This is a genomic window from Arachnia rubra (assembly GCF_019973735.1).
Taxonomy (GTDB): Bacteria; Actinomycetota; Actinomycetes; order Propionibacteriales; family Propionibacteriaceae; genus Arachnia; species Arachnia rubra.
Map to the genome: position 1 here is coordinate 497,286 of NZ_AP024463.1, position 12,799 is coordinate 510,084.

Sequence of the window (12,799 nt, forward strand, 5' to 3'; positions counted from 1 at the left end):
AACTGGCACTGTGACCTCAAACCCCCTGACCTCGGAGGACCTGTTCCGCTGCCGTCGTGTCCTGGACGAGGCGCTGGCCGCCGACAAGCTGGATTCTGAACAGTACCGGAAGCGAATCCGGGAGCTGGTGGCTGCCACGACCATGGAGGAACTGAACGCGGTGACCCGTGACCTGGTGCCTCAGCCTGGACACACCCCGAGCCCTGGGGAGTCGCAGGCCGGCGACGAGGGCCACGTGATCCCTGTGATCTTGTCGTCGGCCTCGCCGGGACCGCAGGAGCCGGTCTCCCGGGCAGTCCAGCTTCCCGGGCCTGCTGATCCTGCTTCCTCCGCACCCGAGACACCGTCCGAGGAAGAGCCGGTCACCCGGATGGTCCCGCTGGCCACGTCCATCGAGCCGGATCTCGAGCCATCCCCGCCCAGTCCTGAGACGCCAGATGAGGAGCCCATGACCCGGGTCGTCCGGGTGCCCAGGCCCATCGAGCCGGTCCAGCTGGTCCAGGCGGAGCCGGAGTCACCGGCCGGGGCTGAGGCCACCGAGCCCACCACTCAGCTTCCAGACATGTTCCCCGGCGAGCCGGACTATGAGGGGTATGCGCCGAGTCCTGACGAGGACCTCTCATCCGGCTTTGACGATTTCGACGACTCGGACGCCCCCACCCAGGTGCTGCAGGGCATCAGGGAGGCCTTCTCCCAGGACGATGAGCCGGCTACGGCACCCCCCGAGCCACCGCAGCCAGTGCTTCCCTACTCGCAGAATCCCGTGTTCACCCCGGCTGATCCGGCAGCCGGGTATACCGCCGCCGAGCCATCGCAGCCGGAGACAGAGCCGTCCCCGGCCACCCTAGCCGCCATGCCCCCGCCCGCCGACCCGTCGGTCACAGTGCCGCCGCCCCAGGCCTCCTGGTCGATGCCAGGGCAGGACGCGCTCGCGTCGATGCCACCCCCAGACCCGATGTCGGCGATGCCATCCCAGAGCGCCATGCCGCCGGCCGGCCCCCACGCAGTCGCGCCATACTTCGGAGCTCCCCAGGACTTTAGGGCTCCTCAGGCCGCCCCGGCATATTCCCCTTATTCCGACGCCCCAGCGTCGGCTCCCTACCAGCAGCCTGTGCCGCTCTACCAGCCTCCGGCCCAGCCTTACCAGCCACCAGCGCCGTCGTACCAGGAGGCACCCGCCCCGCAGCGGCGAATCAGCCCCGGCACCTGGATCGCTGTCACCTTGATGGTGCTGGCCCTCCTGGCATTCATCTCCTACCTGCTGATCTCCCGGGCCGGCAGCCATGCCGCCCCCTCGCCGTCCGTGCAGGCGCAAAGCTCTGGCGCCCTGATGGCCTCACAGCCCACGCCCACGGCTGCCTCGCCGTCGCAGGCTGCCGCCTCGCCGTCGCTTCCGGAGGGCAGCATGCGGCTCGTCGATCACGGCGGTCGCGCATAACTGAGTGACGCGGTGCCTGCCGCCTCGCCCCGTCCGCACCCCCCGGTGCAGGTGAATTACACCAGTGTAGTTTTACCCAGTTGTGGAAAAGTCAGTGGACAACTGGTGGAAGAAGGGTGAACAAACCTGGCATGCCAGGCCTCTGGAGGCCGCCGCGTTCCCGCGTTCATGAGGGCCGAAGGCCGATCGGCCGACTGTCGGCGGAACTGCGCGTTCTATGCGTCCTAGTGGGCCTGTCGGTCGATCGGGGGACGGTTATCGCCAGCCGGCGTGGCCCAGGTCCGTGAGCGGGGATCCGCAGCCGTGAGTTACACCTGCGTAGTTCTTCCCAGGGTGTGGAAAAGTCTGTGGAATCCCTGGGGTGTGGTGGTGTCGCACCCCCATCCTTCCGCCGGCTGATGAGCACCGCCCGGCCGGAATCGCCGAGTAGATCGAGTAGAGGCAGACACCCTGGGACCCACGGTCCGGTAGGCAGCGATGATTGGCTGCCAGACCAGCCATGGGTTACCCCACCGGGCCGTCTTCTCGTCGTGGCCATGCTGGGCGTTGCACGCCCCGTTACGGCGACAGGGGAAACTCTGGGGCATTCAGCACGGGCAGCCGCATGGTGAACTTGGCTCCCGCCCCCGGCTGGTTCCCCGCCCGGACCGAGCCACGGTGCGCCTCCAGGGTGTGGGTGACGATCGCGAGGCCAAGGCCGGTGCCTGGGGTGTTGCGGGCTCGGTCTGAGCGGTAGAACCGGTCGAAGATGTGGGGCAGGTCCTCGTCGGCGATGCCCGGTCCCGAGTCGATGATCGTCAGGACGCCGTCGCTGGTGAGTTCCACCCAGATGTCGCCGTCGCTTGGCGAGAACTTCACCGCGTTGTCCAGCAGGTTCGTAATGGCGCGTTCCAGCGTGGAGGCATCACCCAGGATGGGCACCTGCTCCAGACGCGTGTGGAAGGAGATGTTCGGGCCACGCCGGGCGGCGCGGGCCAGTGCCGCCTCCACCACTTCCGACATGTCGAGGCGTTCGGGCTCGCGCTGGAGATGGTCGTCACGGGTGAGGGCCACCAGGTCTCCGACGAGGGCTGAGAACTCGCCGAGCTGGGCGGACACGTCGTCGAGGATCTCGGACCGGGAGCCCTCCGGCAGCATGCCCGACTTGTCGTCGGCCACCAACAGCTCGATGTTGGTACGCATCGATGTCAGGGGAGTGCGCAGTTCGTGGCCTGCGTCGGCGATCAGCTGGCGCTGCTGTTCCCGCGAGGTTTGCAGGGTCTTGAGCATCAGGTTGAAGCTCTGCGTTAGCTCCCCCAGATCGTCGCGGCCATAGATGCGGATCGGGTTCAGCTGGTCGGTCTGGGTGACGTTCTTGACCGCGGTAGACAGCCGCCGCACCGGCGCCAGGGCCGTCTGCGCCACCCACAGAGCGGTGAAGGTCGTGGTCAGGATCCCGACCAGGCCGGAGAGGGCAATCACCCTCCACAGTGAGCTCAGCGTCGTGCTCAGCGAGGTCAGGGGACGTGCGTAGAGCACTGCGTAGCTCTGCTGCTGCCCAGTGCGGTCCCTGGCTCTCACCGGCACCGAGACCAGGCGGTACTCCTGGCCGTCCCCCAGCCTCACGGAGCGGACCCGGTGCCCCTGCTGCATGCGGGCGACGGCGATGTCGCCAGCTTCCGGCTCCAGGGGAAGGGTCTGCCGGCCTGCCTGGCTGATCTCACCCGTTGCGGTGGTGAGGGCAAGCAACTCTTGCGAGGTGCCAAACCCAGGGCTGAGGTTCCCGAGGTTCCGGATGTCGGGGCGGATCAGCTCGGCGGTGTTGTTGGCGGCGGTCAGCATCTCTTGGTCCAGCTGATAGAGCAGCGAGTACTGCGTGGATGCGTAAGCCGTCGAACCGACCAGGAGCACCGCGGTCGCGACGGAGATGCCGGTGAGCGAGGCCAGCCGGGACCGCAATGACTGGCCGGTGATGAGCCTTTCGATGCCCCGGCGGAGCCGGATCCAGAACGAACCGATCACGGCGCGGTTTCGCGCAGCACATAGCCGACGCCACGGACCGTGTGGATCAGGCGTGGCAGGCCACCCACCTCGGTCTTGCGGCGCAGGTAGCCGATGTAGACCTCAAGGGAGTTCGCGGTGGCCGGGAACTCGAACCCCCACACCTCGTTGAGGAGAGTGTTGCGCTCCATCACGCGGCGGGGATTCTCCATGAACGCCTGGAGGAGGGCGAACTCGGTACGGGTCAGGGAGATGTGCTGTCCCGCCCGGGTCACCTCGCGGTGCTGCGGGTCCAGCATCACGTCGCCGAAGGTGAGCACCCTGGAATCGGTCTCCGGGACCTGTTTCGAGCGCCGGGTCAGCGCTCGCAGGCGCGCCAGCAGCTCGTCGAGGGCGAAGGGCTTGACCATGTAGTCGTCGGCGCCGGCGTCGAGGCCGTCGACGCGGTCACCGACGGCGTCGCGGGCCGTGAGGATCAGGATGGGGACGTCGTTCCCGGACTGGCGCAGCATGCGGGTGGCTTCCAGTCCGTCGAGGCGGGGCATCATCACGTCCATGACCACCGCGTCTGGGGTGTGGCCGGCCAGCTTCGCCAGCGCCTCCACACCGTCCGCCGCAGTCGTCACGTCGTCGCCGGAATACTTCAGGGACCGGGCCAGCGAGTCGCGCACGGCCTGGTCGTCGTCCACCACCAGGATCTGCATGGGATAAGCCTGCCATCAAAACGTTGAAACCCCGAGAACAACGCCGCCACAGCCCGATACTGGGCATCCTGCGCGCAGGATCCCTTGGTTGAGGCCGGCAAATCGAGCATTCTGCTCGCTCTGGGCGCATCCGCGCGTGGGAACCTGCTGATCCGGCTGAAGGAGGTTCTGCTCTGGTGTCGTGTGGCGCTGGTTCGCCGGTGTTTTCTTCCCCCGGATGCGGTGCCTCGCTTCGTTCACCTTCATCACGGGCGAGCCGGTAGCGTTTCGCTCGGTTGCTTTGGCACACATCTGCCCCGGAACCGCCTCCCACTGACAAATTCCCACCACACGACACTAGGGTTTTCCCATGGCGAAGGTCGTGTTTGTGTGCTGGGGCAACATCTGCCGTTCCCCGATGGCGGAGCGGGTCGCCCGCGCGATGGCTGCTGAGCTGGGGATTGATGTGGAGACTGACAGCGTCGGGATCTCGTCCGAGGAGTCGGGCAACCCGATCGACCACCGGGCGGCCGCGGTGCTCCGCCAGAGCGGATACGACCCCACCGGCCATCGGGCGCGCCGGGTCACCCTCGCCGACCTAGCTGGGATGGACCTGGTGGTGGCGGCCGAGAACTTCCACATCTCCCGCCTCGAACTGCTCTACCCCGGCGGCAACTACGCCCTCCTCAACGACTTCAACCCGGCGATGCCCAAGGGGCAGGACCTCCAGGACCCCTGGTACGGCCCAGCCTCCGGCTTCGACGACACCCTCGCCGACATCGAGGCGGCAATGCCTGGCATCCTCGCCGCCGTCGCGGGCTGAGAAGGGCGGGACGTAGGAACCTTTTTCTCTCAGGTTCCGAAGGCAGGCTCCGGAGTTCTCCGTGGGAATACGGCCTCCTGCCTGCGCATTGGGTCGTCACAGCGCTCTCCCCGGTGTGGGCCTGGTCGGGACGGTGTGGCTGTGGGTGCCGGTGCGGGGATCAGGCGAAGACCGATCCCGGCCGGGAGGGATATTCCTCTGGCCTGGTCTGCCTGTGCTGGGCGCTGCCCTTGGTGGGGAAGCGGAAATACCCGCCGCCGGTGATACGCCGGGGTTGTAAGCTTCATTTTTCTAGTAGGAGGAACCGCGATGCTGAAAGGTCGCAGCTTTACCAAGGAGACGGATCTCACGCCCGTCGAATGGACCTACCTGCTCGAATTGTCCGAGCAGCTGAAGGCCGAGCGACGTTCAGGCCGTGAGACTCAGCGCCTGGTGGGCAAGAAGGTGGCCCTGCTGTTCGAGAAATCCTCCACTCGCACCCGCTGCGCCTTCGAGGTGGCGCTGATGGAGCAGGGCGGGCATTCGACCTACCTGAACTCGTCGGACTCCCAGATCATGCACAAGGAGTCGGCCAAGGACACGGCTCGCGTGCTGGGCCGCTGGTACGACGGCATCGAGTACCGCGGCTTCGAGCAAGGGGCCGTGGAGATCCTGGCAGCCAACGCGGGGATCCCTGTCTACAACGGTCTGACTGACTCCTGGCATCCCACGCAGATGCTCGCCGACCAGCTCACCATGCTGGAGTACTCGGGCAAGCCGCTGTCCGAAACGTCCTGGGCCTTCGTCGGGGATGTGCGCAACAATATGGGCAACTCCAACCTGATCTCGGCTGCCATGGTCGGCGCCGACATCCGGCTGATCGCGCCCAGGCAGCTCCAGACCAGCGGCGAGGTGCGCGCCCAGGCGGAGTCCATAGCGGCTGAGACCGGCGCCCGGATCACCATCACCGACGACATCGCCGAAGGTGTGGCGGGAGTCGACTTCCTCCATACGGACGTGTGGTTGTCGCTCGGTGAGCCCAAGGAGCTGTGGGCCGAGCGTATTGCCCTGCTGAAGCCCTACCAGGTCAATGCGGCGATGATCGCGGCTACCGGAAATCCGCAGGTCAGGTTCATGCATTGCCTGCCCGCCTTCCACGACCGCGACACCGCCCTCGGCGAGGAGATCTACCAGGAGACCGGGCTGGATGCCCTGGAGGTCACCGACGAGGTGTTCGAGTCGGAGGCAAGCATCGTCTTCGACCAGGCCGAGAACCGGATGCACACCATCAAGGCCCTGCTGGTCGCTACCCTGGCCGGCTGAGTCCCCGCCTCGCCGCCACCACGTCACACCGAGAAAGGACGCTGCTTGCGGGGATGGCTCCCGGGCAGGTGCTTGCCGAGGATCGCGAGGATGCCGGCTGCTCCACGCCCGCATCCCGTGTGGCTCTCTTCCTGCCCGGCGGGGAGGGGTGGCGTCCGCCGGTGTGCTGCTACGAGAGGCCAGGAAAGATGAAGGACTGGTGCGGATCCTGCTGATGATGGCTGGTCTCCACAACTCCTGATCTCCGATTTGTGGGTTTCGTGACCTTCGGATGAAACCTACGCCGCCGTAGGCTACGGTAGCGTAGGTTTCATGGGAGGAACCGATGGATAACGACATGGTGCAGTTGCTGACTCCTGACGGGCAACGGGTGGAACGCCCCGGGTTCTCCTTCGTGGGCAGCGATGACGACCTGGCCCAGTACCTGGAGGACATGGTTCTGGCCAGGCGTTTTGATGCCGAGGCGACGGCGCTGCAACGGCATGGGGAGCTGGGGTTGTGGCCGCCCCTGCTGGGGCAGGAGGCCGCGCAGGTGGGTTCTGCCCGCGCTCTTGGCGTGCGCGACGTGGTCTTCCCGACCTACCGGGAACACGCCGTCGCCCTGACCCTCGGGCTACCGTACCGGCAGCTGCTGGCGCTGTTCCGAGGCTCCGACGCCGGCGACTGGGAGCACCTCGACCGGTTCCGCAATTACCAGATCATCATCGGCTCCCAGGCCCTGCACGCCGTCGGCTATGCCATGGGGCTGCAGCTCGACGGGCTCGTCGGCAACGCGGAGGGTGGCAATGCGGCAGCCATCGCCTATCACGGCGACGGAGCCAGCTCCCAGGGCGATGTCAACGAGGCCTACGTGTTCGCGGCCAGCCACAACGCCCCCGTCGTCTTCTTCTGCCAGAACAACCAGTGGGCCATCTCCGAGCCGGCCGCGGTGCAGTCGCGGATCCCGCTGTTCCAGCGTGCCCGGGGCTTCGGATTCCCCGGCATCCGGGTGGACGGCAACGACATCCTTGCCGTCCATGCCGTCACCTCCTGGGCACTGGAACGCGCCCATCGTGGCGACGGGCCGGCGCTCGTCGAGGCCTTCACCTACCGGATGGGCGCGCACACCACCTCCGACGACCCCACCAAGTATCGTGCCAGCGAGGAGACCGCGGCCTGGGCCGGTCGCGACCCCATCAGCCGCCTGACCACGTACCTGAGGCGCCAGGGTGTGATCGACGACGCTTGGAGCGCTGCCCTCGACGAACGAGCCCGTGACTTTGGCGCCGAGGTCCGCGCCACCATCCCGCAGCTGCGCGACCTGACCATGGACGAGCTGTTCGGCAACGTCTATGCCGAGAGCACTGCCGCCCTGGAGGCGCAGCGCCGCGAATACGCCAAATGGGCGGGGGAGGAGCAGCCGTGAACCAGCGCCTGACCATCGCGAAGGCCATCAACCTGGGGCTCCGGCGTGCCCTGGAAACGGATCCGAAGGTCCTGCTCATGGGGGAGGACGTCGGGCGGCTCGGCGGGGTGTTCCGGGTCACGGAGGGACTCCACGACGCCTTCGGCCCGTCCCGGGTGATCGACTCGCCCTTGGCCGAGTCGGGGATCGTGGGCACCGCCGTCGGCCTGGTGATGCGCGGCTACCGGCCTGTTGTGGAGATTCAGTTCGACGGCTTCGTCTTCCCGGCCTTCGACCAGATCGTGACGCAGGTCGCGAGGCTGCGCGCCCGAACCGGCGGCCGCCAGGCAGTGCCGATGGTGGTGCGGATCCCCTACGGCGGCGGGATCGGGGCGGTTGAGCACCACTCCGAGTCGCCGGAGGCCTATTTCTGCCACACCCCCGGGCTGAAGGTGGTCTCGCCCGCCACGCCGCGTGACGCCTACTGGATGATCCAGCAGGCCATCGCCTCCCCGGACCCTGTGATCTTCCTCGAACCCAAGCGCCGCTACCACAGCAGGGGCGACGCCGACTTAGGCCAGCAGCCCATCCCCATGCACCAGGCCGAGATCGTACGGCAGGGCAGTGACGTCACTCTCCTGGCCTGGGGGCCGATGGTGCAGACCTGCCTGGATGCCGCTGGCGCTGCGGAGAAGGAGGGCACGTCGGTTGAGGTGGCCGACCTGCGGACGCTGTCGCCTGTCGACTGGGCGACGCTTACCGCATCCGTGCGGCGCACCCGCCGTGCCGTCGTGGTGCATGAGGCGTCCCGTACGCTGGGGCTCGGCGCCGAGATCGCCGCCCGCCTCCACGAGGAGCTGTTCTACGACATGGAGGCCCCTGTGCTGCGCGTCACCGGCTACGACATCCCCTATCCGCCCGCCCGTGTGGAGCGGGAGTTCCTGCCGTCGGCGGATCGCATCCTCGACGCCGTCGACCGTTCCCTGGCCTTCTGAGGGAGATGAAATATGAAACGCCAATTCCTGTTGCCCGACCCAGGGGAGGGGCTCCTCGAGGCTGAGATCGTCTCCTGGCGGGTCGAGGCCGGCCAGGAGGTCGAGGTCAATGACGTGCTCGTTGAGATCGAGACCGCGAAGTCGCTCGTGGAGTTGCCGTCGCCGTTCGCCGGTACCGTCAGCAGCCTGCTGGTGCCCGAGGGCGCCACGGTCGAGGTGGGCACCGCGATCGTCGAGATCGACGACGGCGCCGAGGGCGAGGAGCCGAACCTCGTCGGGTACGGGCCGCGCGACGAGCCCGTGGCATCGCGTCGCCGCCGCCGGGCTGCTGCGGAGCCAGAGCCAGCCCCGGAGGTGTCCGCTGAGCCGCCGGGCCCCCGCGCCAAGCCACCCGTGCGCAAATACGCCCGCGACCTCGGCGTCGACCTGAGCGGCGTGGCGGGGAGTGGGCCCGACGGCGTCATCACCCGTGCCGACGTCGAGGCCGCCTCAACCGCCGGGCGTCCTAGTCCCATGGTTGGCGACGAACCCAGGCAGGCCGCAGCCCAGGAGGATTGCGGCGGTGAGGCCACCGGCGCACAGCCAGCGGGTGACCCCGGGACGGGCGGAGTCCGTGGGCCTGGGGGCGCAGGGGATCACCGCATCCCCATCAAGGGGGTGCGCAAGGCCACGGCCGAGGCGATGGTGCGCTCCGTCACCACCCACGTCCACGTCACCGAGTGGCTGACTTGTGACGTCACGGGAACGATGGAGCTCGTCGAGACGCTGAAAGGCCGGCGGGAGTTCGCGGGTCAGCGGGTCTCGTCGCTGCTGGTCTACGCGAAGGCGGTGTGCCTGGCGCTGGGACGCAATCCCGGCCTCAATGCGTCCTGGGACGGCCAGGCGGGTGAGATTATCCACCACGGCGATGTGAACCTCGGCATCGCCACCGCCACTCCCCGGGGTCTGATGGTGCCCAACATCAAAGCCGCTCAGGGACTGAGCCTCCTGGAGCTGTGCCAGGCCATCGGCCACCTTGTGGCGGTCTCCCGCGAGGGGAGGCTGCAGCCCCCAGACTACGCGGGCGGCACATTCACCATCACCAACGTCGGCGTTTTCGGCGTCGATGCGGGTACCCCCATCATCAACGGCGACGAGTCGGCGATCCTGTGCATGGGCGCCATCCAGCGCCGTCCCTGGGTGGTCGGGACGGGCGCGGAGGAGCGGGTGGTGCCGCGCTGGGTGACCACCCTGGCCCTGTCCTTCGACCACCGCATCATCGACGGCGAGGAGGCCTCCCGTTTCCTCCACGACGTGGCTGAGATCCTCGCCGACCCGGCCCTGGCGCTGCTGTTCTAGCCGCACCTCTTCACGGGTCGGGAAAGCCAAAGGGCCGGGATCCGCATTTGACGGCAGACCCGGCCCTTGTGAAGGGTAAAGGGATTACTCCTGGTCGGACTTCTTGACCACGGAGGCCAGAGCTTCCAACAGGGCGCGGATCAGGATCAGCGCAATCAGCCCGGCCCCGACCGGGGCGAACAGGCCCCAAAGGATCTGGCCGACGGCGACACTGCTTCCGCCGCCGGAGAATACGTATCCCTGGGGAGCGGTGAGCTCCTTGAAAATCGTGAAGACAACGATCACCCCCACGGCGATGGTGGAGGCCATGTAGACGCTGCCAAGGCCGCCCTTCAGGAGGCTGCCCTTGAATCCGAAGTCAAAGATGGCGCCAAAACCTGAGGCGGGCTGCTTCGGGGCCCACTGCTGCTGGCCGCCGTAGGAGGGTTGCTGCTGGCCGCCCCACTGCTGTGGCTGCTGGGATTGCTGTGCTTGCTGGGCAGAACCCCAGGCGGCCTGCTGGTTCCAGTCCTGGGTGGGCTGCTGAGCAGTCTGCTCCTGCCCGGGGGTGCCCCACTCGGGGGCGGACGGGACGGATTGCTGGGGCTGGGCGTTCCAGTCCTGTGACGGGGCGATGGTGGTCTGTTCCTGGGCGGGGGCACCCCAGTCCTGTGCAGGCTGGACGCTGGTCTGTTCCTGAGCCTGGGTTCCCCACTCCTGCGAAGGTGCGCTCCAGTCCTGGGCCGACTGCTGACTCCAGTCGTGTGACTGCTGGGGCTGGGCGTTCCAATCCTGGGCGTTTGACTGCTGGGGCTGGGCGTTCCAATCCTGGGCGCCGGTCCACTGGTTGTTCGACATGAACGCCATTCTGCCACTCGAACCTGACATCGCCACCCCGCGGTCCCGCCAAGTGCGCCAGAATGGCCTCATGTGTCCTTCCCAGCTCAACGTAGACCTGGCCGCTATCGATGCGAATCTCGCCCTAGCCGGCAAACTCAACCCCGGACGTGCTGTCCTGCTGCCCGTCAAGGCAGACGCCTACGGGCACGGGATCGTCCCCGTCGCCCGGCACGTCGAGGCCGTGGGCTCAGCCCAGTGGCTCGGCGTCGCCGAAGTCTCTGAGGCAGAGCAGCTCCGCGCCGGGGGAGTTGGACTGCCGGTCCTGAAATTCTCGCCCTGCTTCCCGGACGAGCTGGACCGGGCCATCGCCGCCCGGCTGACCCTCTGCGTCGGCGACAGCGCCGGGATCACCGCCGCCCAGGAGGCCGCTGAACGCGCCGGCACAAGGCATCCCGTGCACCTGAAGGTCGACACCGGCATGCGGCGCGTCGGGGCTGAACCAGCCGGCGCAGTGGCCCTGGCCCGGCAGATCGCAGACAGTCCCAGCCTGATCCTCCAGGGCGTCTTCACCCACCTGCCGATCAGCGACACCCCCGAGGGCAACGACTACACCAGGGACCAGCTCGCCCGCTTCCTGGCCACAGTGGATGCGATCCGCGACGCCGTCGGGGAGATTCCCCTCGTGCACGCCGGCAACTCGGGGGCGGTGCTCGGCCACGACCTGGCCGGCACCAACCTGATCCGTCCCGGGATCATCTCCTACGGCTGCCGCGCCGACGCCGCCACACCCTGGGAGGGCCTGACGCCAGTCGCGAGGTGGACGTCGCGGATCTCGTTCCTCAAACGCGTCCCGGCAGGCGAGACCGTCGGCTACGGCCGCACCTGGACCGCTCCCCGCGACACCTGGATCGCGACCGTGCCCGTCGGCTACGGCGACGGCTACTCCCGGCTGTTCAGCAATCGCGGCCGGATGCTGGCCGGCGGTCGCTCCCACCCGATAGCGGGCCGGGTGTGCATGGACCAGACGATGATCGATCTCGGCCCTGGGGACCCCAAAGTCGCTGTCGGCGACGAGGTGGTGCTGCTCGGACGGCAAGGTGGCGAGCAGATCACCGTCGAGGAGCTCGCCGGGCTGATGGGCACCATCACCTACGAGCTGATGTGCCTGATCACCGCCAGGGTGCCGCGCATCTACGCGTGATCTGCGGCAGGCGGGTCAGGACTCCTCCACCACGACCACATACGCCGTCGCACGGGGGCGCCTGGAGATGAACTGCTCCTGGGCGTGCTGGATGATCGAGTGCGTCGACCAGCCGTCTACCACGGCGCCAACCCCGCCGCCGACCAGTGGTATCCGCTTGGCCAGGAACACCCCCAGGCGTTTGCCGCTGACGTGGTTCATGGAATGCTCGAACAGCGCCCGGGCGACCCGTGCGTCAAGCCGCGGGTCGAAGGCCGGGGCGGTGGCGACCGCGGTCGCCGAGCTGGGCAGATCGCCTGACGCGATCAGCGCCGCCGATCCGCGCGGGCCGAGCATCACCATCAGGATGGCGGTGCGGACCCGGGGATCGTTCAGCTCGTAGCCGCGCAGGTGCGCGATCGCGGCGACGGCGCGCGCCTGGATGAAGGCCGCGGCCGCCATGTTCGCGGGGATCGTGACCAGTGAGACGAGGAAACCTCCCCAGTTCGTCGCGAAGCCTTGCCCGCTGGCCATGGCGATGTGCTGGTTCGCCAGCCAGCGGATGGCCTCCTCGGGGTCGCGGCGCTGGCGCAGCAGGCCGCTGGCCGCAGCGCGGGCGCCGGTGAGTTTCCCACGTCCCTCGATGGCCAGGTCCAGTAACCGGTGGAAGGCGTCCGAGGTCATGCCTTCGGCCGTGGCGATCACCTTGTTGCCACCGGGGTTGTTGTCCTCGCTCATGCTGCCACCGTCCTTCCGCACCGGAACGCATTATGTCAATTGTGAAAGCCTCCGTCCCGGATGCCAAGGAAAACCTCAACGGTTTTGAGACGACAAGGCGAGCCGGGATCCTGCAAGAC

11 protein-coding genes are annotated in these 12,799 nt (G+C 67.8%); 7 read left to right on the forward strand and 4 right to left on the reverse strand.

What is annotated here, in order from left to right; genetic code table 11:
* Window positions 1-10: 10 nt before the first annotated feature.
* Entirely contained in the window at window positions 11-1,438 is a 1,428-nt protein-coding gene (locus tag SK1NUM_RS02105; protein ID WP_212324727.1) for a DUF1707 SHOCT-like domain-containing protein, read from the forward strand.
* Window positions 1,439-1,996: 558 nt separating this feature from the next.
* Here the strand turns inward: SK1NUM_RS02105 and SK1NUM_RS02110 are convergent.
* Together SK1NUM_RS02110 and SK1NUM_RS02115 are read right to left on the reverse strand one after the other, a co-directional pair.
* Entirely contained in the window at window positions 1,997-3,439 is a 1,443-nt protein-coding gene (locus SK1NUM_RS02110) for a sensor histidine kinase (protein ID WP_223927742.1), read from the reverse strand.
* Window positions 3,436-4,122, reverse strand: a complete 687-nt coding sequence (locus tag SK1NUM_RS02115) for a response regulator transcription factor (protein WP_212324729.1) — start codon at window positions 4,120-4,122, stop codon at window positions 3,436-3,438. Before SK1NUM_RS02115 ends, SK1NUM_RS02110 begins: the two co-directional genes overlap by 4 nt.
* A gap of 349 nt (window positions 4,123-4,471) precedes the next feature.
* On the opposite strand from SK1NUM_RS02115, the gene SK1NUM_RS02120 reads away from it, so the two are divergent.
* The 5 genes from SK1NUM_RS02120 to SK1NUM_RS02140 all read left to right on the forward strand — a co-directional run bounded on the left by SK1NUM_RS02120 (window position 4,472) and on the right by SK1NUM_RS02140 (window position 9,943).
* Entirely contained in the window at window positions 4,472-4,924 is a 453-nt protein-coding gene (locus tag SK1NUM_RS02120; protein WP_212324737.1) for a low molecular weight protein-tyrosine-phosphatase, read from the forward strand.
* A gap of 309 nt (window positions 4,925-5,233) precedes the next feature.
* Window positions 5,234-6,226 (forward strand): ornithine carbamoyltransferase, encoded by a 993-nt coding sequence (gene argF, locus SK1NUM_RS02125; RefSeq protein ID WP_212324739.1) that lies wholly within the window; start codon window positions 5,234-5,236, stop codon window positions 6,224-6,226.
* 325 nt (window positions 6,227-6,551) lie between these two features.
* Window positions 6,552-7,631, forward strand: a complete 1,080-nt coding sequence (pdhA, locus tag SK1NUM_RS02130; protein WP_212324742.1) for a pyruvate dehydrogenase (acetyl-transferring) E1 component subunit alpha — start codon at window positions 6,552-6,554, stop codon at window positions 7,629-7,631.
* Window positions 7,607-8,605, forward strand: coding sequence for an alpha-ketoacid dehydrogenase subunit beta (locus tag SK1NUM_RS02135; protein WP_212324744.1), 999 nt, complete (start codon window positions 7,607-7,609; stop codon window positions 8,603-8,605). Before pdhA ends, SK1NUM_RS02135 begins: the two co-directional genes overlap by 25 nt.
* Before the next feature lie 30 nt (window positions 8,606-8,635).
* Window positions 8,636-9,943: a dihydrolipoamide acetyltransferase family protein gene (locus tag SK1NUM_RS02140; protein ID WP_212327402.1), complete on the forward strand. Its 1,308-nt coding sequence runs from the start codon at window positions 8,636-8,638 to the stop codon at window positions 9,941-9,943.
* 84 nt (window positions 9,944-10,027) lie between these two features.
* Here the strand turns inward: SK1NUM_RS02140 and SK1NUM_RS02145 are convergent, their stop codons facing one another.
* Window positions 10,028-10,780, reverse strand: coding sequence for a hypothetical protein (locus SK1NUM_RS02145; RefSeq protein WP_223927744.1), 753 nt, complete (start codon window positions 10,778-10,780; stop codon window positions 10,028-10,030).
* On the opposite strand from SK1NUM_RS02145, the gene alr reads away from it, so the two are divergent.
* Window positions 10,779-11,963, forward strand: coding sequence for an alanine racemase (gene alr / locus SK1NUM_RS02150; protein ID WP_212324748.1), 1,185 nt, complete (start codon window positions 10,779-10,781; stop codon window positions 11,961-11,963). The genes SK1NUM_RS02145 and alr overlap by 2 nt on opposite strands.
* Before the next feature lie 15 nt (window positions 11,964-11,978).
* Here alr and SK1NUM_RS02155 read toward each other — a convergent pair whose 3' ends face one another.
* Window positions 11,979-12,680 carry an EcsC family protein gene (locus tag SK1NUM_RS02155; RefSeq protein ID WP_212324750.1) on the reverse strand — a complete coding sequence of 234 codons (702 nt, stop codon included), beginning with the start codon at window positions 12,678-12,680 and terminating at the stop codon, window positions 11,979-11,981.
* Between the last annotated feature and the right edge of the window lie 119 nt (window positions 12,681-12,799).

Coding starts and splice junctions, on each gene's coding strand:
- SK1NUM_RS02115 (WP_212324729.1), bottom strand. CDS start 4,122: ATGCAGATCCTGGTGGTGGACGACGACCAGGCCGTGCGCGACTCGCTG.
- SK1NUM_RS02120 (WP_212324737.1), top strand. CDS start 4,472: ATGGCGAAGGTCGTGTTTGTGTGCTGGGGCAACATCTGCCGTTCCCCG.
- argF (WP_212324739.1), top strand. CDS start 5,234: ATGCTGAAAGGTCGCAGCTTTACCAAGGAGACGGATCTCACGCCCGTC.
- pdhA (WP_212324742.1), top strand. CDS start 6,552: ATGGATAACGACATGGTGCAGTTGCTGACTCCTGACGGGCAACGGGTG.
- SK1NUM_RS02135 (WP_212324744.1), top strand. CDS start 7,607: ATGGGCGGGGGAGGAGCAGCCGTGAACCAGCGCCTGACCATCGCGAAG.
- alr (WP_212324748.1), top strand. CDS start 10,779: ATGAACGCCATTCTGCCACTCGAACCTGACATCGCCACCCCGCGGTCC.
- SK1NUM_RS02145 (WP_223927744.1), bottom strand. CDS start 10,780: ATGTCGAACAACCAGTGGACCGGCGCCCAGGATTGGAACGCCCAGCCC.
- SK1NUM_RS02155 (WP_212324750.1), bottom strand. CDS start 12,680: ATGAGCGAGGACAACAACCCCGGTGGCAACAAGGTGATCGCCACGGCC.